The sequence below is a fragment of the Pseudoduganella sp. R-34 genome, from assembly GCF_049904655.1.
Classification (GTDB): Bacteria; Pseudomonadota; Gammaproteobacteria; order Burkholderiales; family Burkholderiaceae_D; genus Rugamonas.
The window spans coordinates 1,681,464-1,704,365 of record NZ_CP184572.1; the positions used below are offsets into that span (position 1 = coordinate 1,681,464).

General features: G+C 61.7%; 24 protein-coding genes. 13 read left to right on the forward strand and 11 right to left on the reverse strand.

The window, feature by feature from the left end:
* The first annotated feature begins 177 nt into the window (after positions 1-177).
* From ACN9MW_RS07865 to ACN9MW_RS07875, 3 genes are all read left to right on the forward strand, one after another.
* The gene (locus ACN9MW_RS07865; RefSeq protein ID WP_426169462.1) at positions 178-2,451 is read left to right on the forward strand and encodes a TonB-dependent receptor; all 2,274 of its coding nucleotides are present in this window, start codon (positions 178-180) and stop codon (positions 2,449-2,451) included.
* 93 nt (positions 2,452-2,544) lie between these two features.
* Entirely contained in the window at positions 2,545-3,240 is a 696-nt protein-coding gene (locus tag ACN9MW_RS07870) for a DUF969 domain-containing protein (RefSeq protein WP_426169465.1), read from the forward strand.
* Positions 3,237-4,187 (forward strand): DUF979 domain-containing protein, encoded by a 951-nt coding sequence (locus ACN9MW_RS07875; protein WP_426169467.1) that lies wholly within the window; start codon positions 3,237-3,239, stop codon positions 4,185-4,187. The genes ACN9MW_RS07870 and ACN9MW_RS07875 overlap by 4 nt, the downstream gene beginning before the upstream one ends.
* A gap of 11 nt (positions 4,188-4,198) precedes the next feature.
* Here ACN9MW_RS07875 and ACN9MW_RS07880 read toward each other — a convergent pair whose 3' ends face one another.
* Positions 4,199-5,284 (reverse strand): RNA-guided endonuclease InsQ/TnpB family protein, encoded by a 1,086-nt coding sequence (locus ACN9MW_RS07880; RefSeq protein ID WP_426169470.1) that lies wholly within the window; start codon positions 5,282-5,284, stop codon positions 4,199-4,201.
* Between the two features lie 107 nt (positions 5,285-5,391).
* On the opposite strand from ACN9MW_RS07880, the gene pcp reads away from it, so the two are divergent.
* Positions 5,392-6,036, forward strand: coding sequence for a pyroglutamyl-peptidase I (gene pcp, locus ACN9MW_RS07885; RefSeq protein ID WP_426169472.1), 645 nt, complete (start codon positions 5,392-5,394; stop codon positions 6,034-6,036).
* Positions 6,037-6,109: 73 nt separating this feature from the next.
* Here the strand turns inward: pcp and ACN9MW_RS07890 are convergent, their stop codons facing one another.
* Genes ACN9MW_RS07890 through ACN9MW_RS07900 form a run of 3 tightly spaced genes read right to left on the reverse strand, consistent with a single transcriptional unit; the run spans position 6,110 to position 9,036 of the window.
* Positions 6,110-7,021 carry a LysR family transcriptional regulator gene (locus ACN9MW_RS07890; RefSeq protein ID WP_426169475.1) on the reverse strand — a complete coding sequence of 304 codons (912 nt, stop codon included), beginning with the start codon at positions 7,019-7,021 and terminating at the stop codon, positions 6,110-6,112.
* Positions 7,006-7,932, reverse strand: coding sequence for a pseudouridine-5'-phosphate glycosidase (locus ACN9MW_RS07895; protein WP_426169478.1), 927 nt, complete (start codon positions 7,930-7,932; stop codon positions 7,006-7,008). The genes ACN9MW_RS07890 and ACN9MW_RS07895 overlap by 16 nt, the downstream gene beginning before the upstream one ends.
* A 3-nt stretch (positions 7,933-7,935) precedes the next feature.
* Positions 7,936-9,036, reverse strand: a complete 1,101-nt coding sequence (locus ACN9MW_RS07900) for a carbohydrate kinase (RefSeq protein WP_426169481.1) — start codon at positions 9,034-9,036, stop codon at positions 7,936-7,938.
* Between the two features lie 222 nt (positions 9,037-9,258).
* On the opposite strand from ACN9MW_RS07900, the gene xapA reads away from it, so the two are divergent.
* The 7 genes from xapA to ACN9MW_RS07935 all read left to right on the forward strand — a co-directional run bounded on the left by xapA (position 9,259) and on the right by ACN9MW_RS07935 (position 17,926).
* Complete coding sequence (xapA, locus tag ACN9MW_RS07905) at positions 9,259-10,098, forward strand: xanthosine phosphorylase (RefSeq protein WP_057261862.1); 840 nt, start codon at positions 9,259-9,261, stop codon at positions 10,096-10,098.
* Positions 10,099-10,218: 120 nt separating this feature from the next.
* Positions 10,219-11,412 (forward strand): phosphopentomutase, encoded by a 1,194-nt coding sequence (locus ACN9MW_RS07910; RefSeq protein WP_426169484.1) that lies wholly within the window; start codon positions 10,219-10,221, stop codon positions 11,410-11,412.
* Positions 11,409-12,371: a deoxyribose-phosphate aldolase gene (gene deoC / locus ACN9MW_RS07915; RefSeq protein WP_426169487.1), complete on the forward strand. Its 963-nt coding sequence runs from the start codon at positions 11,409-11,411 to the stop codon at positions 12,369-12,371. The genes ACN9MW_RS07910 and deoC overlap by 4 nt, the downstream gene beginning before the upstream one ends.
* A gap of 12 nt (positions 12,372-12,383) precedes the next feature.
* On the forward strand, positions 12,384-14,771 hold the full coding sequence (locus ACN9MW_RS07920; protein WP_426169489.1) for an aldehyde dehydrogenase family protein: 2,388 nt from the start codon (positions 12,384-12,386) through the stop codon (positions 14,769-14,771).
* Positions 14,772-14,899: 128 nt separating this feature from the next.
* Positions 14,900-16,222: a thymidine phosphorylase gene (gene deoA / locus ACN9MW_RS07925; protein ID WP_426169491.1), complete on the forward strand. Its 1,323-nt coding sequence runs from the start codon at positions 14,900-14,902 to the stop codon at positions 16,220-16,222.
* A 78-nt stretch (positions 16,223-16,300) separates the two neighbouring features.
* On the forward strand, positions 16,301-16,705 hold the full coding sequence (locus tag ACN9MW_RS07930; protein ID WP_426169494.1) for a cytidine deaminase: 405 nt from the start codon (positions 16,301-16,303) through the stop codon (positions 16,703-16,705).
* Positions 16,706-16,711: 6 nt separating this feature from the next.
* On the forward strand, positions 16,712-17,926 hold the full coding sequence (locus ACN9MW_RS07935; RefSeq protein ID WP_426169497.1) for a nucleoside deaminase: 1,215 nt from the start codon (positions 16,712-16,714) through the stop codon (positions 17,924-17,926).
* Here the strand turns inward: ACN9MW_RS07935 and ACN9MW_RS07940 are convergent.
* The 7 genes from ACN9MW_RS07940 to ACN9MW_RS07970 all read right to left on the reverse strand — a co-directional run bounded on the left by ACN9MW_RS07940 (position 17,919) and on the right by ACN9MW_RS07970 (position 21,777).
* Positions 17,919-18,299, reverse strand: coding sequence for a YybH family protein (locus tag ACN9MW_RS07940; protein ID WP_426169499.1), 381 nt, complete (start codon positions 18,297-18,299; stop codon positions 17,919-17,921). The genes ACN9MW_RS07935 and ACN9MW_RS07940 overlap by 8 nt on opposite strands.
* The gene (locus ACN9MW_RS07945) at positions 18,300-18,698 is read right to left on the reverse strand and encodes a VOC family protein (protein WP_426169502.1); all 399 of its coding nucleotides are present in this window, start codon (positions 18,696-18,698) and stop codon (positions 18,300-18,302) included.
* On the reverse strand, positions 18,698-19,123 hold the full coding sequence (locus ACN9MW_RS07950) for a VOC family protein (RefSeq protein ID WP_426169504.1): 426 nt from the start codon (positions 19,121-19,123) through the stop codon (positions 18,698-18,700). The genes ACN9MW_RS07945 and ACN9MW_RS07950 overlap by 1 nt, the downstream gene beginning before the upstream one ends.
* A 78-nt stretch (positions 19,124-19,201) precedes the next feature.
* Complete coding sequence (locus tag ACN9MW_RS07955) at positions 19,202-19,978, reverse strand: LytR/AlgR family response regulator transcription factor (protein ID WP_426169506.1); 777 nt, start codon at positions 19,976-19,978, stop codon at positions 19,202-19,204.
* 2 nt (positions 19,979-19,980) lie between these two features.
* Positions 19,981-20,877, reverse strand: coding sequence for a sensor histidine kinase (locus ACN9MW_RS07960; RefSeq protein ID WP_426169508.1), 897 nt, complete (start codon positions 20,875-20,877; stop codon positions 19,981-19,983).
* Positions 20,870-21,112: a hypothetical protein gene (locus ACN9MW_RS07965; protein WP_426169510.1), complete on the reverse strand. Its 243-nt coding sequence runs from the start codon at positions 21,110-21,112 to the stop codon at positions 20,870-20,872. The genes ACN9MW_RS07960 and ACN9MW_RS07965 overlap by 8 nt, the downstream gene beginning before the upstream one ends.
* Before the next feature lie 113 nt (positions 21,113-21,225).
* Positions 21,226-21,777, reverse strand: coding sequence for a GNAT family N-acetyltransferase (locus ACN9MW_RS07970; protein ID WP_426169513.1), 552 nt, complete (start codon positions 21,775-21,777; stop codon positions 21,226-21,228).
* A 97-nt stretch (positions 21,778-21,874) separates the two neighbouring features.
* On the opposite strand from ACN9MW_RS07970, the gene ACN9MW_RS07975 reads away from it, so the two are divergent.
* Together ACN9MW_RS07975 and ACN9MW_RS07980 are read left to right on the forward strand one after the other, a co-directional pair.
* Complete coding sequence (locus tag ACN9MW_RS07975; RefSeq protein WP_426169516.1) at positions 21,875-22,477, forward strand: hypothetical protein; 603 nt, start codon at positions 21,875-21,877, stop codon at positions 22,475-22,477.
* A gap of 45 nt (positions 22,478-22,522) precedes the next feature.
* Positions 22,523-22,894 carry a VOC family protein gene (locus ACN9MW_RS07980; protein ID WP_426169519.1) on the forward strand — a complete coding sequence of 124 codons (372 nt, stop codon included), beginning with the start codon at positions 22,523-22,525 and terminating at the stop codon, positions 22,892-22,894.
* Positions 22,895-22,902: the final 8 nt, after the last annotated feature.

Sequence of the window (22,902 nt, forward strand, 5' to 3'; positions counted from 1 at the left end):
TCACTACTATGCAGTAGGCGCTATATGTATGGCAAATACGTTTTTGCTTACTTATTTATATGCAAGTCAACTAAATGTAGGGTTTCTCGTAAGTAAGAGAAGGCAATTGCTTTCGTGTTAGCATTCGCGCCATTGCAACATTACGTTACTTTTCTTTTAAAGATTGGAACAACGGGTATGGATAAACGCCTCAAGCACTCCCTGATCGCCCTGGCCGTGGCCAGCGCGTTTCCCCTTCATGGCGCGATTGCGCAAGAAGCTACGACCACCACCGAAGAAGTGAAGAAGCCGGGCCAGCTGGAGACAGTGATTGTTACGGCACAGCGCCGCGCTGAAAACATCAAGGATGTGCCGATGGCGATCGCCACCCTGAAGGGCGAGAAGCTGGACGTGCTGACTTCCGGCGGCCAGGACATCCGTTTCCTGAACGGCCGTTCGCCATCCGTTTCCGTGGAGTCCGACTATGGCCGTACTTTCCCGCGTTTCTATATCCGCGGCCTGGGCAATACCGACTTCGACCTGAACGCCTCCCAGCCGGTTGGCCTGGTGATGGACGACATCGTGCAGGAAAACCCGATGCTGAAGGGCTTCCCCGTGTTCGACGTGGACCAGGTGGAAGTGCTGCGCGGCCCGCAAGGCACCCTGTTCGGCCGTAACTCCCCGGCCGGCGTGATCAAGTTCGATTCCGCCAAGCCGGTGTTCCGCCAGGAAGGCTATGTCAACGTCGGCATCGGCAAGGATCGCGTGCGCAACTATGAAGGCGCATACAACTTCCCGATCAACGACGTGCTGGCCACCCGCATCTCGCTGCAATCGCAGCACCGCGGCAACCGCGTTCATAACGACCGTCCGGGCGCGCCGACCACCGATTTTGAAGGCTACAAGGACAATGCCGGTCGTATCCAGTTCCTGCTGAAGCCTAATAAAGACTTCAGCGCGCTGTTGAACGTGCACGGCCGCGACATGGACGGCAATGCCACCCTGTTCCGCGCCAATATCCTGAAGAAGGGCACCAATGAGCTGGTCGACAACTTCGACTACAAGTCCTACCCGACCGATGGCGGCAACGAGCAGCACCTGAAGAACAAAGGCGCCAACCTGCGCCTGCGCTGGGATACCCCGGGGCTGACCTTCCACTCGATCACCGGCTACGAAAAGCTGGAATTCTTCAGCCGCGGCGACGTGGACGGCGGCTACGGCGCTTCCTTCCACCCTCCGATGGGTCCAGGCTTCATTCCATTCCCGGTCGAAACCGCCGACCTGATTCCTGACCATAAGCAGTTGTCGCAGGAATTCCGCGTCGAGTCCAATTACAAAGGCCCACTGCAGTGGATCGCCGGCGTATTCTACTTCGACGAGCATATCCAGATCGATTCGATCTCCTTCGATTCCTTCACCGCAGGTAACCCGCAAAACGCCGCGTACGCGACCCAGCAGCAGGATGCCAAGTCGTACGCCGCCTTCGGTACCATCAACTACACCGTGAACGAGGCTTTCAAGCTGCGTGCCGGCTTGCGCTACACCAAGGACAAGAAGGACTTCGTGGCGCGCCGGATCGAACCGGGCACCGGTGAAAGCAACTGGCCATTGCACGACACTTCGAGCAACGTGAGCTGGGACCTGAGCGGTACCTACACGCTGAACAAGGACACCAACCTGTTCGGCCGCGTCGCTACCGGCTACCGAGCGCCATCCATGCAGGGACGTCTGTTCGACCTGACCTCCCAGCCAACCCAGGCTGATGCCGAAAAAGCTGTTTCGGTGGAGTTCGGCGTGAAGCAGGACCTGTTCGACCGCCGTGCGCGCATGTCGGCCACCGTGTTCAACTACCGCATGAAAGACAAGCAGCTGACCGCCGGTTCCGGTTCCATCAACATGAACCGCCTGGTCAACGCGGACAAGGTGACTGGCCGTGGCATCGAACTGGATCTGCAGGCGAATCTGAGCGACGCGTGGGCGGTGACCTTCGGCACCAGCTACAACGATACCGAGATCAAGGACCCGAACCTGTTCGTCCAGCCTTGCGGCAACTTCGCCAACAATCCGGCAAGCGGCTGCACCGTGACCGATCCGCAAACGACGGTGGGTGGCGGCACCGTAGCCCTGATCAACGGCAATCCGCTGCCACGTGCACCGAAGTGGCAGCATAACTTCACCCTGCGCTACAGCCAGCCGCTGGGCAACGGCGAAATCTACGCTTATACCGACTGGGCGTACCGCACCTCGTACAACTTCTTCCTGTATGAAGCGGTCGAGTACAAGGCCAAGGAACTGCTGGAAGGCGGCCTGCGCGTGGGTTATCGCTGGAACGACGGCAAGTACGAACTGGCTGCATATGGCCGCAACATCACCAACCGTATTCAGTCCCTGGGCGCTATCGACTTCGACAACCTGACCGGCATCGTCAACGAACCGCGCACCTACGGGGTGCAGTTCAAGGCGAACTTCTGATCGTTCTGTAGTCCCCCCAAGAACGCGCACCCAGGTGCGCGTTTTTTTTCGCCCGTGCTGGGGTAAGATGTGGCCTTCCTTGGGGGAGGAGAGATGCAAACTGCTGTCAATATGTGGCCGCTGCTTGGCGTGGCTGTGATTGTGCTTGGATTCCTGCTGCGGCTGCATCCGGTGCTGGTAGTGGTCGCGGCTTGCTTCACCACCGGCTTCGCGGCCTTCATGCCGGTCGAAGCGCTGCTTGCCTCGCTTGGCACGGCCTTCGTCAAGACGCGCAACCTGCCGATGATCTACCTGCTGCCATTGGCGGCAATCGGCTTGCTGGAGCGCTTTGGTTTGCGCGAGCATGCGCAGTCGGCCGTAGCGCGCATGCGCTCGGCGACGGCTGGGCGGCTGCTGATTGTTTATCTCGGGGTTCGCGAGCTTTCCGCTGCAATGGGACTGACTTCCCTGGGAGGCCATCCGAACATGGTGCGGCCGGTCGTTGCGCCGATGGCGGAAGGAGCAGCGCAGCTTCGCAACCCCGAACTCAGCGACGATCAACGCCAGCGGGTTCGCGCCATGGCTGCCGCCACCGACAACGTAGGGCTGTTCTTCGGCGAAGATATATTTGTCGCTTTCGGCGCCATCGTTCTGATGCAGACCGTGCTGCGCGCTGAAGGTATCGAGGTCGATCCTTTGCATATGGCACTGTGGGGCATCCCGACTGCCATCAGCACCTTCATCATCCACGCCTGGCGGCTGCGCCGGCTGGACCGCTACCTGGCGCCAACAGGCGGGGGCGCTGCATGATCATCCGCGTCGAATACTTCTATTTCCTGCTGGGCGTCATGCTGGCGCTGGTTGCCCTGATGTCCTTCCGCGACCGCACGAACCCGCGCCGCTGGACCACGGGCCTGTTCTGGACCTTTTATGCGACGGTCTACCTGGTTGGCGAGCGCTTGCCGCCGGCCATGGTGGGCCTGGCGATGATCGTGATGGCGTTGCTGGCTGGCTTCGGCGGCGTCAGGAGCGGGAAGCCGGACGTGTTGCCGGACGGCGCGCGCCAGGCTAGCGCCGCGCGGCTCGGGCACAGGCTGTTCGTGCCTGCGCTGGTGATACCGGCCGTGACGATGGCCGGTTCCACCCTGCTCAAGGACGTGCACATTGGTGAGTTGTTTGTACTGGATCCGAAACACCTCACGCTGGTCAGCCTTGGCTGCGCGGCCGTGATCGCGGTCGGCGTGGCCTGCTGGCTGACGCGCTCCACGCCGCTACAGGCCGGCCGCGAATCTCGCCGCCTGATCGATGCCATGAGCTGGATGATCGTGCTGCCGCACATGTTGGCAGTGCTTGGCCTGTTGTTCAGCGAGGCAGGCGTTGGCAAGGCAGTGGCACAGGTGACGACGACTTATATTGGCCTCGATTCGAAACTGGTGGCCGTGGCGGTGTACTGTGTCGGCATGGCGTTGTTCACTATCGTGATGGGCAATGGTTTTGCCGCTTTCCCGGTCATGGCGGGCGGTGTCGGCGTGCCGGTATTGGTGGCGAAGTTTGGCGGCAATCCTGCGGTGGTGGCGGCGATCGGCATGTTCAGCGCCTATTGCGGTACGCTGATGACGCCAATGGCGGCCAACTTCAATATCATCCCGACAGCGCTGCTGGACCTGGCCGACCGCAATGCCGTGATCAAGGCGCAGGTGCCGACGGCCTTGCCGCTGCTGGGCGCTAATATCATTCTGCTTTACTTCCTGTTTTGACGTCCCCCGCCCTAAAGAACGCGGATTCCTGCTTCCAGCGTCGCACGTCCGCGACGGAGAATGTTTAACGCAGCATTACGATCACGATCATGTACCACACCGCATTCGCTGCATTCCCACTCTCTTATTCCAAGGCCTGCGATACCCTTCGGCCTCGAATCGGGCAGTGCGCCGCAATTCGAGCAGGTCTGGGTGGTGAAGCGTTCGTCCACTTCCACGTACCGTGCGCCATGCCTCATGGCCTTGTACGCCAGCATCTTGCGGAAGGACGACCAGCCTGCATCAAGCACGGACTTCGCCAGGCTGGTTTGGGCGAGTCCACTGGCATTCACATTGCCAACAGCGATATGGTCGAAAGCGCGGGCAAGCTCCACCGACCTGTTATGCAAGAAGTCCAGCCGTCGCCGCGCCGTGCGCGCCTGGATGGCTTTGATGCTGCGCCGCTTGTGGGCTCGCTGCGCTACCGCCAGCGCAGCTTCAGCCTCACGATAAAAGCCCGGCGCCGGAATCTTTTCTCCCTCGGACGGTGTAGCGAGATCCTTCAAGCCAAGATCGATACCGACACCGTGGTCAAGTGGACGAACCGGCGGCTCGGCCACCTCGATCACGATATTGAGGAACCAGTTGCCGCGGCTGGCAAAGCTTTTCACGGGGCCCGAATTGCTGCGCAATTCGTCTTGCGCAAAGCAACTGCCGTCCTTGATCTTCCCTTCAGGAAGGGGGCGAGAGTAAAACACGCGGAAAGTATTACCTGCAAAGCGAAACGCGTTGCCTTCCCGGTGCAGGTCACGTCCTTTGAGCGGAACCCAGCCCAAGGACCTTCGGCCGCGGTAACGCAAATACGGCCGGCGGTGTTGGGCACGCGATTTGGCAAATTGTTCGCATACAGCATTGATCACACCAGAATGCAGCTCCAATTCTTTGCTGCTGCCGGTAGTCAGCTTGTTCAAGTCGAAGCCGGTCAGCCAAGGGCGCTCAAATCGCAAGGCATCTTTCTGCCGATCATTGCAGTAGTTCCAGACAAAATTCACCTTACGGGCTTGCAGATCAAGCAGCCCGTTTTTCGATTTCACACGGAAACGGTAGACGAGAATCATACTGTAATTTTATACAGTATTTCACTAATCTCAAGGAGAACAGCCGCGTTGCGGTCGGCTCCTTTCACTCCCCGCCCTGAAGGACGGGGTTTCTCGGAACAAACCTGATGAAAACTGTTCTGCTGACGGGCTTCGAGCCTTTTAATAAAGAGCCGATCAATCCGGCATGGGAAACCGTGCGGGCTCTGGATGGCTGGGGTGAGGGCGATTTCCGTGTCGTGGCGCGCCAGCTGCCTTGCGTGTTTGGCGATGCGAATACGGCCATGGCGGCGCTGATCGATGAGTTGCGGCCGGCGCTGGTGATTGCCGTCGGCCAGGCTGGCGGGCGCGTCGATCTTTCGGTGGAGCGGGTGGCGATCAACGTCGACGATGCGCCGATCAAGGACAACGCGGAGCGGCAGCTGGTGGACGAGCCGATTGTGCAGGGAGGACCGGCGGCGTATTTTTCCACGTTGCCAATCAAGGCGATTGTGGCGGCTTTGCGGGCGGCTGGTTTGCCGGCGTCGGTGTCGCAGACTGCCGGAACTTTCGTGTGCAACCACGTGTTCTATGGGTTGATGCACGCGGTTGCGGGCCGCGGCGATGTGAAAGCTGGGTTTATCCACATTCCTTATTTGCCGGAACAGGCGGCGCGCCATCCTGGCGCGGCAAGCATGTCGCTGGAGCAGATGATTGAAGGAATGCGTGTTGCTATCCGTACCGCGCTTGCTACGGATGGCGATGCTGTTGCGGCTGGTGGAGCTACGCACTAAAACCGGTAAACCAGTGTCAGACCCAAGGGTCTGACACTGTCTGTGCGGCGGCTGGCGGCCCTAAGACCCTGGCTTACCGGTTTTCAGCGGGAGGGGGGCGCAGGATGTTGAGGAAGGCGCGCACGACCGGTGCGTCATCCAGCGTCGTGTAGGTGATGTACAGGTTCGCCGATGGCGGGTTGGTGCGGATCGGCAGGAACACCACGCCCGGCCAGCCGATACGTGCCGTGGTCTCCGGCATCAGCGTCACGCCCAGGCCCGCGCCCACCATGGCCAGCAAGGTTTGCGGCTCGTGCGCTTCCTGGAAAATCTCCGGCTGGAAGCCCGCGTTCACACAGCACTGGATCAGGTAGCGCGGGAATGCCGACTTGTCCAGAGCCAGCGTCAGCATCGGATCGTCCGCGATATCGGACAATTCGATGGCGTCCATCTTCGCCAAGGGATGGTGCTCGTTGACTGCCACGCAAACGTTCTCGCGGAAGCATAGTTCCTGCTTCAAGTTGTCGCGCCGCAGTTCGTCGTCGTCCAGCTTCGGCTCGCGCCAGAAGCCGACGTCGATCTGCTTGGCGCGCAAGGCGTCGTACTGCACGGTAGGGCCGGACTCGTGGATGGTCCAGGTCACGCGCGGGTACTTGCTCTGGAATTCTTCCAGCATGGATGGAATCGGTCCCCACATCGCCGAACCCACGATGCCCACGCGCAGCCGGCCCACTTCGCCGCGGTCGATCTGGCGCACGGTGTCGATGGTCATGCGCATCTTCGCCAGCAGGTCGGAGGCCTCTTGCATCAGCGCCTTGCCGGCCACTGTCAGCTCGAAGGTACGCGTGGTGCGGGCGAACAGCTTCACGCCAAGCTCCGCTTCCAGCTTCATGATCTGCTGGGAAAGCGGCGGCTGGGAGATATGCAGGCGTTCGGCCGCGCGGCTGAAGCTTTTCTCTTCGGCGACTGCGAGGAAGTACTTTAACTGTTTCAGGTCGATGGACATGGATGCTCCTGCAGCGCGCGTGCCAGGGCAGCGCCGACACGCGCGTTGTTTTTCACAAGTGCGATATTTGTCTTCAAGCTGCGACCCTCGGTCAGGGTCTTGATGCGGGCCAGCAGGAAGGGGGTAACCTTCTTGCCGGTGACGCCATTCTCTTCAGCTTCCTGCAGGGCGCGCAGGGTGATGGCGTCGATTTCGTCTTTCGGCATGGCTTCTGCCACCGGCACCGGTGCCGAGACCACCACGCCGCCGTTCAGGCCCAAGGCCCACTTGGTCGTGATGAAGGAAGCCTGTTCGGCGGCGGTGTCGAGCTGGAAGTCGGCATTGAAGCCGCTTTCGCGCGTGAAGAAGGCCGGGAAGCCTGGCTGGCCGACGGATACTACCGGCACGCCGTGCGTTTCCAGGTATTCCAGCGTCAGGCCGATGTCAAGGATGGACTTCACGCCCGCGCACACCACGGCGACATTTGTCTGCGCCAGTTCCTGCAGGTCGGCCGAAATGTCCATGCTGGTTTCGGCGCCGCGGTGTACGCCGCCGATGCCGCCAGTGACAAAGACCTTGATGCCTGCCAGTTGCGCGCAGATCATGGTTGCCGCCACGGTGGTGGCGCCCAGCTTGCCTTGCGAGAGCACATAGGCCAGGTCGCGGCGCGAGACCTTGATCGCGTCCGGCGAGTTGCCCAGTCCTTCCAGTTGTTCTTCGGTCAGGCCGACGCAGATTTTGCCGCCAATGATGGCGATGGTGGCCGGCACGGCGCCCGCATCCCGGATGATCTGCTCAACTTCACGCGCGGTCTGCACGTTCTGCGGGTAAGGCATGCCATGCGAAATGATGGTCGATTCCAGTGCGACGATCGGCTTGCCGGTGGCGCGGGCGTTGGCAACTTCAGGGGAAAAGGACAGGAATTGGTGCATGATTTACTCCTCGATATGCGCGGTGGCGAGCAGGTCGGCGCTCAGCTCGGGCGACACGGTGTGCGGGCTGGCGAGCGTGATGGAGGCGGCTTTCAGTCCGCGTTCGCAAGCCAGGGTCAGGTTTTCGGGGTCTTGCAGCAGCGACCAGCAGACGGCGGCCGAGAAGGCATCGCCGGCGCCGGTGACGTCGATCACCTTGGCGTCGTGCGCCGGCAGCCAGTGCAGCGCATTGCCCAGCGTGTGATAGACGCCGCTGGCGCCGCAGGTGACGATGATGTCGCGTACGCCGTCAGCTTGCAGCTCGTGGCAGGCTGCCTGCACGTCGGCTTCGGTCGGCAGGGCGCGGCCGGAGCGGGTTTCCAGTTCACCGCGATTCAGGATCAGCAGCGACAGGCCATGAAGGTTTTTCGGCAGGCGCGCCATTTTCGGCTGCGATACGGCGACTACTACCAGCGGCACGCCGGATACGCGGGCATCCGCCATCAGCATGGCGACCGATTCGACCGGCAGGTTCAGGTCCGCCACCACCATGCCGGCGGCATTGCGCTGCGGCTGGCGGCTGGCCACCCAGCCTGGGGTGAGCTGGTCGAAGATGGCCATGTCGGCCAGCGCGACCACCATCTCGCCGGAAGCATCCAGCACGGCGGTGTAGGTGCCGCTGCCAATGCCGTTGACCTGCAGGCTGCCTTCCATGCCGATGCCGAAGGCTTCCGCCTGGGCGCGCAGGGCGCGGCCGGAGGAATCGTCGCCGAGGGCGGTCAGCAGGGAGCAGGGCAGGCCGAGCTGGGCCAGGTTGGCGGCGATATTTCGTGCCACACCGCCAAAACTTTCCTCGGCGCAAGCTGGGTTGGAGGTGGCCATTTGCAATGGGGCGTGCGGTCGCAGCTTGCGGTCGAGGCAGGCGGCCCCGATACACAGCACAGTGCGCTCGTTGCGCAACACATAGGCCCGGCCCAGCAGCTTGCGCTCGCGGATCAGGCTGGCGATATGGCCGGCTACGGCGGAGCGCGACAGGGCGAGCTGCTCCGCCAGCTCTTGCTGGGAAATAAAGGGGTTGGCACGAATCAGCTCGTAAAGCTGTTCCTTGCGGGAGAGATCGGTCACGAAAAGCTCGCTATAAACATTTGTTTGCGATGCTAAACATTTGTCCGTTCCATGTCAAACGGAAGCTGCTCCTATAATAAACCCATATTTATAGCGCTTGCGTATAAATGGCAAAGAAAAATGGTATTTGCCATACATATAGACGATGATGCATAGTGTCGTGGTACGTTCAAAGGGCCTGTTCTGGCCAGCTCACCTAAAGATATAAAAACGAGGAACTCCATGTCTTCCAATACCCCATTCCAGGCAGCCGCCATCATCCGTGCTCGCATGCCGGCCAATTTCCAGCCACGCGTTGCAATGATCCTGGGCTCCGGCCTGGGCGTGCTGGCCGAACAGATGACCGATGCAGTGTCGATTTCCTTCGATGAACTGCCAGGTTTCCCGATCTCCACCGTGCATGGCCACGCGGGCCAGCTTGTACTGGGCACGCTGGCTGGCGTGCAGGTTGTCTGCCTGAAGGGCCGCGGCCACTTCTACGAAGGCTACGGCCCTGCGGTGATGACTTCCGCCGTGCGCACCATCAAGCTGCTGGGCTGCGAGATGCTGTTTGTGACCAATGCGGCGGGCTCGCTGCGCACCGAGGTGGACGCTGGTTCGCTGGTGGCGCTGAACGACCATATCAACTTCCTGCCTGGGACTCCGATGGTTGGCCCGAACGACGAGCGTTTCGGCCCACGCTTCTTCTCGATGGCCAATGCTTACGATGCTGACCTGCGCAAGCTGCTGCAGTCGACCGCTGCGGACAAGTCGATCACCCTGCATGAAGGCGTGTACATCGCGTACCCTGGCCCGAACTTTGAAACCCCTGCGGAAATCCGTGCGTTCAAGACGCTGGGTGCGGATGTTGTCGGCATGTCGGTGGTGCCGGAAGTGGTGTCGGCGCGTCACTGCGGGCTGAAGGTGGTTGGCGTTTCTGTTGTTACCAACCTGGCTGAAGGGCTGTCGCCGTTCCCGCTGTCGCACGAGCAGACGCTGAAGTATGCGGCTGTGGGCGCGGAATCGCTGATCAAGCTGATTCTGGCGTTCCTGGAGAATGTGGCCAAGGCTCCAAAGGCCTGAAACCGGTAACCCGGTGTCTGACCCGCAGGGTCAGACACCTTGGCCCGCGGCCGCCGCGTATCGGGTGTCTGACCCTGCGGGTCAGACACCGCTTTGATGGTTTTGAATAGAGAGGCAAAAATGTCCCGCGCCTTCATCCTGTTGTTAGACTCCTTCGGCCTCGGCGCAACGCCAGACGCTTCCAAGTACGGCGACCAGGCCTGCAACACCTTCGGCCACATCGCCAAATGGGCAGCCAACGAAGGCAAGCCAATGTCCCTGCCAACCATGGAAGGCCTCGGCCTGGCCGCCGCCGCGCATACCGCGTCGGGCGAGTGGGCTGCCGGTTTCACCAAGCGCGACGGTTTCACCGGCGCCTACGGCGCGGCACGCGAGCAATCCACCGGCAAGGACACCCAGTCCGGCCACTGGGAAATCGCCGGCGTGCCGGTGCTGTTCGACTGGGGCTACTTCCCGAAGGAAGTGCCGTCCTTCCCAAAAGAGCTGACCGACAAGCTGCAGGAACTGACCGGCGTGCCGGGCTTCCTGGGCAACTGCCACGCCTCCGGCACCACCATCATCAACGAGCTGGGCGACGAACATGTGGCGACCGGCAAGCCTATCCTGTACACCTCGGCCGACTCCGTGCTGCAGATCGCATGTCACGAAGAGCACTTCGGCCTGGAGCGCCTGTACGATATGTGCGAGAAGGCTTATGAGCTGGTCAAGCCGTACAACATCGGCCGCATCATCGCCCGTCCATTCGTAGGCGCCAACGGCGACTACAAGCGCACCGCCAACCGCCACGATTACGCCGTGCCGCCAAGCGCGCCAACTCTGCTGGACCACGTGAAGAATGAAGGCGGCGAGGTGATCGCACTGGGCAAGATCAGCGACATCTACGCCGCGCAAGGCGTGAGCCGCGTGTTGAAGGGCCCAGACAACATGGCGCTGTTCGACAAGCTGCTGGAAGCAGAGGCGGAGGCGGGCGACAAGTCGCTGACCTTCGTCAACTTCGTCGACTTCGACATGCACTTCGGCCACCGCCGCGATGTTGCCGGCTATTCGAACGCGCTGCATGAGCTGGATGCGCGCCTGCCGGAATTCATCTCCCGCTTGAAGGATGGCGACCTGTGCGTGATCACCGCCGACCACGGCTGCGATCCGACCGCGCCTGGCTCCGACCATACCCGTGAACATATTCCTGTGCTGTTCTTCGGCCCGAACGTGAAGCCACAATCGCTCGGCATTTCCGAGACCTTCTCCGACATCGGCCAGACCATCGCGCATCACCTGGGCGTGAAACCTCTTTCCAACGGAACCAACCTGCTATGACCATCATTGAAAACTTCAAGCGCAACGAGGCCATCGGCCTCGACCTGGGCTGGCTGAATCACATCCACGTGAACAAGGCCGCCGCGGACCGCCGCGCCGCATCGCTGGCGAACCGCCGCACCGTGAAGAAAGAGTACCAGGCCGCCTGGCTGGTGAAGGCGATCGAACTGATCGACCTGACCACGCTGGCCGGCGACGACACCCCGGGCCGAGTTGAGCGCCTGTGCATGAAAGCCATGCGCCCGCTGCGCCAGGACCTGGTGGAAGCGCTGGGCCTGCAGGAACGCAAGATCATGACCGGCGCCGTCTGCGTGTACCACGAAATGATCCAGCACGCCGACGCAGTGCTGAAAGGCCGCCTGCCAATCGCTGCGGTATCGACCGGCTTCCCGGCCGGCCTGACCAGCATGGAAACCAAGGTGCGCGAAGTTGAACTGTCGGTCACCGCCGGCGCCAAAGAGATCGACATCGTCATCACCCGCCAGCACGTCCTGACCGGCAATTGGCAAGCGCTGTACGATGAAATGCTGGCTTACCGCAAAGCTTGCGGCGAAGCCCACGTGAAGGCCATCCTGGCTACCGGCGACCTGGTGACGCTGGAAAACGTGGCGAAGGCATCGTGGGTCTGCATGATGGCAGGCGCGGACTTCATCAAGACCTCGACCGGCAAAGAAGGCGTCAACGCCACCATCCCTGTGTCGCTGGTGATGGTGCGCGCGATCCGCGAATACTACGAGCGCACTGGCTTCAAGGTGGGCTACAAGCCGGCAGGCGGCGTGGGCACCGCCAAGGCAGCGTTGCAATACATGACCGTGATGAAGGAGGAACTGGGCAATGAATGGCTGGAGCCGCACCTGTTCCGTATCGGTGCTTCGTCCCTGCTGACCGACATCGAGCGCCAGCTGGAGCACCATGTGACCGGCGCCTACTCCGCCGCCCATCGCCACGCGCAACCATAAGAAGACACCGCCATGCCAACTATTAACGAGATCCTCAACACCATGGACTACGGCCCTGCACCAGAAAGCCAGAAAGAAGCGCAAGCGTGGCTGGAGCAGCGCTCCCGCAAGTTCGGCCTGTTTATCGACAACCAGTGGACCGAGCCGGGCGAAACCTTCGCTTGCTACAACCCGGCCGATGGCTCGCAACTGGCTGAACTGACCCAGGCTACCGCGGTCGACGTAGCACGTGCAGTTACTGCAGCACGCAAGGCGCTGCCGGGCTGGCAGGCACTGGGCGGCCATGGCCGCGCCAAGGTCATGTACGCGATCGCACGCCTGATGCAAAAGCATGCGCGCCTGTTCGCCGTGCTGGAAACCCTGGACAACGGTAAGACCATCCGCGAAACGCGCGACGCCGACCTGCCGCTGGTGGCCCGTCACTTCTACTACCACGCCGGCTGGGCGCAATTGCTGGACGAAGAATTCCCGGGCCATCGCGCCGTAGGCGTGGTCGGCCAGATCGTGCCTTGGAACTTCCCGCTGCTGATGCTGGCATGGAAAATCGCTCCTGCGCTGGCCGCCGGCAACACCATCGTCTTCAAGCCGGCTGAATTCACGCCGCTGACCGCGATGCTGTTCGCGGACATCTGCCAGCAAGCTGGCGTGCCTGCCGGTGTCGTGAACATCGTGACCGGCGACGGCCGCACCGGCGAAGCCATCGTCGGCCACCAGGGCATCGACAAGCTGGCCTTCACCGGCTCCACCGAAGTTGGCCGCCTCATCCGCGAAGCCACCGCCGGCACCGGCAAGAAGCTGTCCCTGGAGTTGGGCGGCAAGTCGCCGTTCATCGTCTTCGAAGACGCCGACCTGGACGCTGCGGTGGAAGGCCTGGTCGATTCGATCTGGTTCAACCAAGGCCAGGTCTGCTGCGCCGGTTCCCGCCTGCTGGTGCAGGAATCCGTGCAGGACCGCTTCCTGAAAAAACTGAAAGCGCGCATGGACAACCTGCGCCTGGGTTCCCCGCTGGACAAGTCGATGGACATCGGCGCCCTGGTCGACCCGATCCAGCGTCAGCGCATCGCCGGCCTGGTGGATTCCGCCCGTGCCGAAGGCTGCGAGGTGTACCAGCCGGCCGGCTGCGAACTGCCTGCCACCGGCTCGTGGTTCCCGCCAACCCTGATCACCGGCGCTTCCACTTCCGCCGCCGTGGCGCAAGCTGAAATCTTTGGCCCGGTGCTGGTGGCGATGAGCTTCCGTACTCCAGCCGAAGCTGTGCAACTGGCCAACAACACCGTGTATGGCCTGGCTTCCTGCGTGTGGACCGAGAACATCTCGCTGGCGCTGGACATGGCGCCGCAGATCAAGGCCGGCGTGGTGTGGATCAACACCGCCAACCAGTTCGACGCTGCGTGCGGCTTCGGCGGCTACAAGGAATCCGGCTACGGCCGTGAAGGCGGCCGCGAAGGCATGTTCGAATACCTGGTGCCTGTGTCGGAAGATGCACGTCCGGCCGCGCCTTCGTTCAAGAAGCCTGCCAAGCCTGAAACCGAGTTCACGCCATCGGCCGATCCATTTGCTGTGGATCGCACCGCCAAGCTGTACATCGGCGGCAAGCAGGCCCGCCCTGACGGCGCCTACTCGCGCGCCATCCACGGCGCCGACGGCAAGTTCCTGGGCGAAGTGGGCGAGGGTAACCGCAAGGACATCCGCAACGCCGTTGAAGCGGCGCACAAGGCAACCGGCTGGACCAAGGCTACTGCGCATAACCGCGCGCAAGTGCTGTACTACATCGCTGAAAACCTGGCTGCTCGTGGCGCTGAATTCGCAGAGCGTATCGCTGCGCAGACCGGCACCAAGAACGCCGAGAAGGAAGTGCAGGCTTCCATCGAGCGCCTGTTCTACTGGGCTGCCTGGGCCGACAAGTACGACGGCCTGGCACACCAGCCGCCTATGCACGGCATCACCGTGGCGCTGAACGAAGCGATCGGCGTGATCGGCATCGTGTGCCCGAACGAGAATCCGCTGCTGGGCTTTATTTCGCTGGTGGCTCCGGCTATCGCTGTTGGCAACCGTGTGGTGGCTGTGCCGTCCGAGGCGTATCCGCTGTCGGCGACCGATTTGTACCAAGTGTTCGATACTTCGGACCTGCCGGGCGGCGTGGTGAATATCGTGACCGGTTCGGCGGATGAACTGGCGCGCACGCTGGCGTCGCACGCGGACGTGGATGCTGTCTGGCGTCACGACGGGTCTGCTGCTGGTTGCGCGGAAGTGGAGAAGCTTTCGGCAGGTTCGCTGAAGCGTACCTGGACTGGCGGCGCGAAGGGCCGTGACTGGTTCTCGACCGCGCAGGCTGGCGGGCGCGTGGTGTTGGCGCATGCTTCGCAAGTGAAAAACATCTGGATTCCTTACGGCGTTTAAAACCGGTAAACCGGTGTCAGACCCATAGGGTCTGACACCGATACGCGGCAGCCGCTGGCCTGGTGTCTGACCCTGCGGGTCGGACACCGGGTTACCGGTTTGGAAGTAAAAAGAAAGAGATAAAAAAAATGTTCCTCCCCCAGGAAATCATCCGTAAAAAACGCGACGGCGGTGTGCTGAGCAAGGAAGAAATCCAATTCTTCGTCAAAGGCATCACCGACAACAGCGTCAGCGAAGGCCAGATCGCCGCGCTGGCGATGGCCGTCTTCTTCAACGACATGACCATGGACGAGCGCGTGGCGTTCACCCTGGCCATGCGCGATTCCGGCGAAGTGCTGGACTGGAAATCCCTGAACCTGCCAGGTCCGGTGATGGACAAGCATTCCACCGGCGGCGTTGGCGACGTCGTGTCCCTGATGCTCGGCCCGATGATCGCGGCCTGCGGCGGCTTCGTTCCAATGATCTCGGGCCGCGGCCTGGGCCACACCGGCGGCACGCTGGACAAGTTCGATTCCATCCCTGGCTACTCCACCGTCCCGACCAACGACAAGTTCCGCGAAGTGGTGAAGGACGTCGGCGTGGCCATCATCGGCCAGACCTCGTCGCTGGCGCCGTCGGACAAGCGTTTCTATTCGATCCGCGACGTCACCGCGACCGTGGAATCGGTGGCGATGATCACTGGCTCAATCCTGTCGAAGAAGCTGGCGGCAGGCCTGGACGTGCTGGCGATGGACGTGAAAGTCGGCTCCGGCGCCTTCATGCCTTCCTACGAGAAGTCGGTCGAATTGGCCGAATCCATCGTCAAGGTGGGCAATGGCGCGGGCACGCTGACCTCGGCCTTGCTGACCGATATGAATGAATCGCTGTCTCCATGGGCCGGCAATGCGCTGGAAGTACGCGGCGCAATCGACTACCTGACCGGCAAATTCCGTCCGGCGCGACTGCATGAGGTCACGATGTCGCTGTGCGCAGAGATGCTGGTGCTGGGCAAGCTGGCCGCCAACGAAGCCGATGCCCGCGCCAGGTTGCAGCATGCGCTGGATTCCGGCGAAGCGGCCGAGCGCTTCTCGCGCATGGTCAAGGCGCTGGGCGGCCCGGCCGACCTGGTGGAGAACATGGACAAGCACCTGGAAATGGCGCCAATCGTGGTGCCCGTGCCGGCGCCGCGTGCGGGTTACGCTGCTTCGACCGTTTGCCGCGATATCGGGCTGGCGGTGGTGTCCCTGGGTGGCGGCCGTCGCCGTCCGACCGATGCGATCGACTTTGCCGTGGGGCTGACCGACCTGGCCGAACTGGGGCAGCCGCTGCAAGTGGGCCAGCCTATGGCCATGGTGCACGCGCGCACGCAAGCTGCTGCTGAACAGGCGGTGCGTGAAGTGCAGGCGGCATACACGATTGCGGATGCGGCGCCGGCGGCGAATCCGATCGTTTATCGCACGATCCGCCCTTAAACCGGAAAAGCAGTGCCTGACGCGTGCCTGGTGTCTGACCCTGCGGGTCAGACACCGGTTTACCGGTTTGGAGAATAAATGAACAACGAAACACTGATCGAAGAGGCCAAGGCAGCACGCCTGAAAGCCTACACGCCGTACTCCAACTTCAAGGTCGGCGCAGCGCTGCTGACGAAAGACGGCAAGATCTTCCACGGCTGCAACGTGGAAAACGCCAGCTACGGCCTGTGCAACTGCGCCGAGCGTACTGCCTTCTTCAGCGCAGTCGCGCAAGGCTACCAGCCGGGCGATTTCGACAAGCTGGCAGTCGTCGGCGAAACGGACAATCCGATCGCTCCATGCGGCGCCTGCCGCCAGGTTACGCTCGAACTGGGCGGCAATCAGTTGCCGGTCGTGCTGGCCAACCTGAAAGGCGACGTCCGCGAAACCACTGCCGCCGAGCTGCTTCCGGAAGCCTTTGGCGGCTGGGACTTGAAGAAGTAAGCAAGCGTGAAGAAGGCCATCGACGTCCAGACAGCGGTCGCCATCGCGGCATCCGAAGCTATTGCGGCAAAGACCCAGGGCACCTTTGGCGTGGGCGGCGTGATGCTCGACGCCAGCGGTACTGTGCTCAAGGCGCTGCATAACAACGTCATCAAGCATGGCCTGATCTACGACCCGACCGCGCACAGTGAGCGCCAGCTGATCGACTGGTACTTCGCCGAACGTGCCAAAGGCCACGAGCTGCCGCCGCCCGAAGAAATCACCATCGTGACTTCGCTCGACCCGTGCTGCATGTGCACGGGCGCCATCCTGGCGGCCGGTTTCAATGTCGTCGTCGCAGCGCCTGACAGCAAGGCCGGCATCAACTACAACGGTTCCGCCTTCTATCCCTCGCTGCCGGTTGCTTTGCGCCCGCAGGCCGAGCGGACTTTCGCCTATCCGGCCGTGCTGGGCACCTCGTCGTATGCACGGCGCGGGGCAGGGGCTACGCCGAAACCTTTCTTCATCGGCAAAACCATCGCCGAACCGACGCAAGCCTTATGCTCGCTGGTGTTCGAGGCGACCTCGGCCAATGTGATGGATTTGTTCAACATCGATCCGCCGCAAGCGGAGCTGAAAGATCCGGCCACGCTGCCGGAAGACCATTTCATCGTGCGTGCCCTGAAGCGCGCGTTCCCCGATGCCCTGACTTACCGCTGCGAGCCGCGCACGCCGGATGCGGGCTTGGCGCCCTATCTGCAGCAAGCCATGGCGCGCGACAAGGCGCAAGGCGGCAAGGGTGATGCGGTGGCGCTGCTGGATTCCTTCGGCAACTTGCTGTTATGCAGCCACGGCCGCCTCCAGACCTCCACCATCCGTACCGCTTTCATGGAATGCACGCGGGCTTACGCGCAACTGCGCTACAAGCTGATGGAAGGCGCCGACGCGGTGATGCAAGCCGAAGTCCGGCACTACCTGGGCCACCCGAAAGACGGCACTTTCGTGTTTGCAGTCGGGCCGGATGAAAGTGCGTTGAGCTTCATGGGGCTGGGCGCTTACGGATCGACGATGGAAGGCGCGCTGCCGCACAACAACCCGGTCCAGTTCCAGTACGTGCGCCCGGCGATGCCGGAACAGGCGCTGCACGAATTGTGCAGCCACCTGCCTCCGCTCTACCGTAGCCTGATCAAGATCCGCCCGACGCAGGTGGCAGACGCCGCCCTGGTGGCTGCCATCAACTGAGCATATTCGCGTCGCGCGCCAGCTGCCACTGGCCGGCAGCGTTCTTGCGGTACACCGACAACACATTGCCTTCCTTGCGCATGGCCTCGCCACCAGCCAGTGGCGTAATCGCCACGCGCAGATGCGTCGTGCACCAGGCCAGGTTGCCGCTGACTTCCACCTGCTGCACGTCGGCGTGCGATTCGACGCGATGCGATGCCAGCACGGCACGCACACTTTTCTCGAAGGCGGCACGGCCGCGCATGATGGGCTGGCCGGGCACGTAGAATTCGACGTCCTCCGTCATCAGCGGCAGGATGCGGTCGACTTCGGCGGCGAGGGTGGCACGGGTCCATTCCGCGACCAGGTCGCGGATTGCCTGTTCGTCGCTCATTCAGGCTCCCTCGAAAGATGCGCTGGCATCGTTCTGCATCATGCCGAAGATGTTGCCGTCTGGGTCCTTGGCGTAGGCCAGCCAGCCCACGCCCGGAACGGGCATCCTTGGCACGGCGACTGTGCCTTTGAGTTCTTTCAGCTGGGCCAATGATTTGTCGAGGTCTTCCACGTCGACGGTACAGACAAAGGCATTGACGGAGGCGCCTTCCTCCGGCCGCGGGCCCCGGCGCGGCAGCAAGCCGCCGTTAATGCCGGGCGCGCCGACTTCGCCGGTGCCGACCAGCCAGTATTCGCCGCCTTCCCATTTGGAAAAGCTCCAGTCGAACATCTTGCCATAAAAATCGATCAGGGCTTGCGGTTCGCTGGCCTGGATTTCAAAGTGAACAGTGCGTCCCATCAGTGCTCCCAAGGGTCATAAGTGCCTATGCTCCACACATGCCCTTCAGGATCTCGACAGGTAAATCCACGGCCGCCGTAATCTTCGTCCTGCAAGGGCATCTCGATTGGCGCCCCGGCTTGCACGCAGCGCGCGTGCACCTCGTCGGCGTCGTTGACGACCAGGTAGGCGGTTTGGGTGACAGCTGATCCGATCTGGGCGGGCTGTTTCAGCAAACGGCCGTACTCGGTGTCAAAGATGGAGCTTAGCATGATCATGCCGTTGCCATAGGAAAGCTGGGCGTGGGCGATGGTGCCGTCTTCGTTGGGGACCACAAGCGCGGCCTTGAAACCCAAGGTTTTACACAACCAATCGATAGCGGCGGGCGCGTCGCGGTAACGCAGGCAAGGCATGATGGTCGCGCGCGTGGCCTTTGGAATCGTCATCGTTCTCTCCCTGAAAACGCAGCTTAGTCAGGACAATATAGACTAGCACCGTACAGGGGGCAAGCGAGCGCGGGCGACCTACATTTGCTGGAATAAATGGGTGTTGCCGCGGCTGACTTCGAGTTCTTCGCTGGAGTTGCGCACGCGGACCATCTGCCGGCCGCGCAAGTCGCGCGTCACCTCGGCAATCGCATCCACACGCACGAGGGTAGAGCGGTGGATGCGCCAGAATTCATTCGGGTCCAGTTCATCTTCCAGTTCCTTCAGGGTCTTGCGGATCAGGAATTCGCCCTGTGCTGTTTGCACGCGCGTATATTTTTCGTCGGCGCGAAAGAACAACACTTCCTTGGTCGAGATCATGCGCAGGCTGTTGCCAACCTGGGCCTGGATCCAGTGCAGGTACTCGGGTTGTGTCGCGCTGCCGGCCGGGCTGCGGCCAGTCTGCTGCAAGAGCTGGCTCAGTTGGCGTTCGATATTGTTGGGCGTTTTGCCGAGGCGCGCTTGCAGGCGTTCGCAAGCTGTTTTCAGACGCTCCAGGTTGACGGGCTTGAGCAGGTAGTCCAGCGCGCCCTGTTCGAAGGCCTCGATTGCATATTGATCGTAGGCAGTGATGAAGACGATGTGGCAACGATTGAACAGCATGCGCGCCGCCTCGATGCCGGTCAGGCCCGGCATGCGGATGTCGAGGAAGACGATGTCCGGCTGGTACTGGCCGGCCAGCGCGATGGCTTCGATGCCATTGGCCGCTTCGGCCACGATCTCCAGTTCGGGCCAGGCTTCGTGCAGGCGCTTGCGCAGCATGTCGCGCATTGGTTCTTCATCGTCTGCGATGATGGCGGTGGCTTTTGGCTGCATGCTCATGGTTTGGCAAAAATGTCTGGTGCAAAGGGGATGCAGATCGTGGCACGGCAGCCGCCATCCATCGGCTGCTCAATCAGCAACTGTGCGCGGGTGCCGTACATCAGCTTCAGGCGTTCACGTACATTGGTCAGGCCGACGCCATCGCCGGCGTAGGCATTGAACCCGACACCGTCGTCCTGCACGTCGACTTGCAGCACGCTGCCGTTGACGCTGGCACGGATGTCGATGCGGCCGCCTTCCACTTTCGGTTCGAGGCCGTGCTTGATCGAATTCTCGATCAGGATCTGCAGCATCATCGGCGGGAAGGTGGCGCTTTCAAGCTCCTGCGGCACGTCGATCGAGACGGACAGGCGCGACTTCATGCGGGCCTGCATGATGGCCAGATAAGAGCGCGCCATCTGGATCTGGCGGCCCAGCGTACCGTTGCCGCGTGAACGCATCTGGGGCAGGGTGGCGCGCAGGTATTCGATCAGGTGGGTGTGGATCTTGGCCGCTTCCGGCGGGTCGGTCTCGATCAACTGGCCGATCAGGGCCAGGGTATTGAACAGGAAGTGCGGTTCGACTTGCGCCTGCAGGGCCGACATCTGGGCTTCCACCAGGCGGCGTTCCAGGCTTTCGGTGCCGGCTTGCGCCGCCGCCTTGCGCGCTTCGATTTCCGCCTTGCGCTTGCCGCCGGCCAGGATCTTCAGCCCGGCCGAGCCGACAATGAAGAAAGCTACCTGTTTCGGATGCAGCACGGGCGTCAGTCCCAGCAGGAAGGCGAGCATCCACGTTACCACCAGCTGGCGCAAGGGCACTTGCGCCAGCCAGTCGAAGAAGTCCCACCACAGGCTGCTGGCTGTGTCGCCAATCTCCCCGACAAAGGAGAGCACGCTGCGGGTCCGGTTACCCATGTTGTTTCTTGGCTCCAAAGGCGTTGATGGCCAGCTTGGCGATCAGCACGCCGATGAACAGGGTGATGGCCAGCGGCAGGATGGTCAGGAACAGCGCGATCACGATGCACATGCCGACGATGGCAGGCCAGGACATGTGGTCCAGCGTCCGGACGAAGTGGCGGCCGATGCCGACAAAGGCTTGCCACACTTCTTTCACGGTTTCCTTGGCGCTTTTGTTAATCGTTTTCATCATTTCCTCCTTGCGTTTCGATGATGCAACTGTACCGCTGCGCCTGGCAACAGTGGAGCGGCATCCGACAGACTGCGCTGTGGGGCGGATGATTTGCTCTGTCGCGCGATGAACGGCTAGCGTGCCGCCAGCCAATCGGAACGCAGCAGGCCGAAAAAGTCCGTATCGCAGATCTCGCCATTGATGATCCAGCGTTCGCGCATATGGCCCTCATGCACAAAGTGCAAGCTCTTCAGCAGCTTGGCGGAGGCGGTGTTGCGCGGATCGATGTCGGCTTCGATGCGGTGCAGGCTCAGCACCCGGAAGGCGTAGTCGATCAAGGTGGCCATGGCTTCCTGCATATAGCCCTTGCCCCAGAATGCGCGGTCCAGCATGTAGCCGATGTCGCAACGGCGGTTCTGGCGGCTGAAGCTGTACAGGTTGATGATGCCTGCCAGTTCGCCGCCGACCTCCACGCCCATGCGCAGCAGGTCGCCGCTTTCGTAGCCTGCTTGCGCCGCGGCGAAATAGGTTTCGGCTTGCTGCATGCTGTCCCAGGGCGCGCTGCTCCAGTAGCGCATGGCCTCGCTATCGGAATACATCCGATAAAGGGCCGGCGCGTCGGCAGCGGTCAGGAAGCGCAATTGCAGGCGCTGGGCGTTCAGGGTGAATGGGGCGAATGCTGGCATGGAATGCTGACTCTAGGAAATTTTTGCATTTTAACAAGGAGGAACAGTAAAATTGATTTTAACTTTTTGTTATCACCTTTCACTAATGGAGTAGTTCATGCGTATTTTGTTAGCCGGTGCTTTCGTTTTATCCCTGGCTGCCCCACTGGCGCAAGCTCAAATGTCGAACGGGAATGGCGGTGCAGCGTTCAACGGCATGGAGCGCGCTAACGATCCAACCAAGGAAATGATGGTGCGCTTTATCGATGCCAGCCGGATGACCTTGACCGGCAACCAGCAACTGCTGGCTGCCCTCGGACAGTCGCAGGAGGCCGCCGCAATGGGCGAACGTGCCGGCCAGCTGTCCGAATCAATGACACGCCGTGCGGTTGAAGAAACCCTGGAGACCCAGTTGCGCGGCGTAACGGCGTCCACCAAGGCACTGACTGCAGGCGGCCCGGCGCCGGTTGCCCAGCTCGAGCAAGGGCTGGCATCGCTGGCCCAGGCCGTAGCGCAGTACGAGCAGTTGATGAAGGACCTGCCGGAAGCAAAGGCCGCGATGAACACCATCCGCCAGGTGACCAAGGCCGATACCCCGACCTTCTTCATGCTGCGCAGCCTGTCGTCCAGCACGGCCAGCCTGAAAAAGGAAATCCGCGCTGTGGCGCAAGCGGCCAAGCGAGCGGGCGCTAACGTGCCGGAGGCCTTGCTGGCAATGTGAGCCGATGTTAGATTGGCATGGTCCAAGCGAGCGGAGGAATTCGGCATGCAACTCGGCGTATTTTCCCTTAGCCTGAACGTCCAGGACATCCGTGCCTCGCGCGAGTTCTACGCGAAGTTCGGCTTCCAGGACTTTGGCGGCAACATCGAGCAGAACTGGCTGATCATGAAGAACGGTGAACAGGTCATCGGCCTGTTCCAGGGCATGATCGAGAAAAATACGCTGACCTTCAATCCCGGCTGGGACAGCAATGCCCAGCTCGTGCCGGGCTACACCGACGTGCGCCAGCTGCAACGCCAGCTTGAGGAAAACGGCATTGCGCTGGCTGTCCGCACCGATGAATCGAGCACCGGCCCGGCCTATATCATCGCCATCGACCCCGATGGCAATCCGATCCTGATTGACCAACATATTTGATCGTTGCA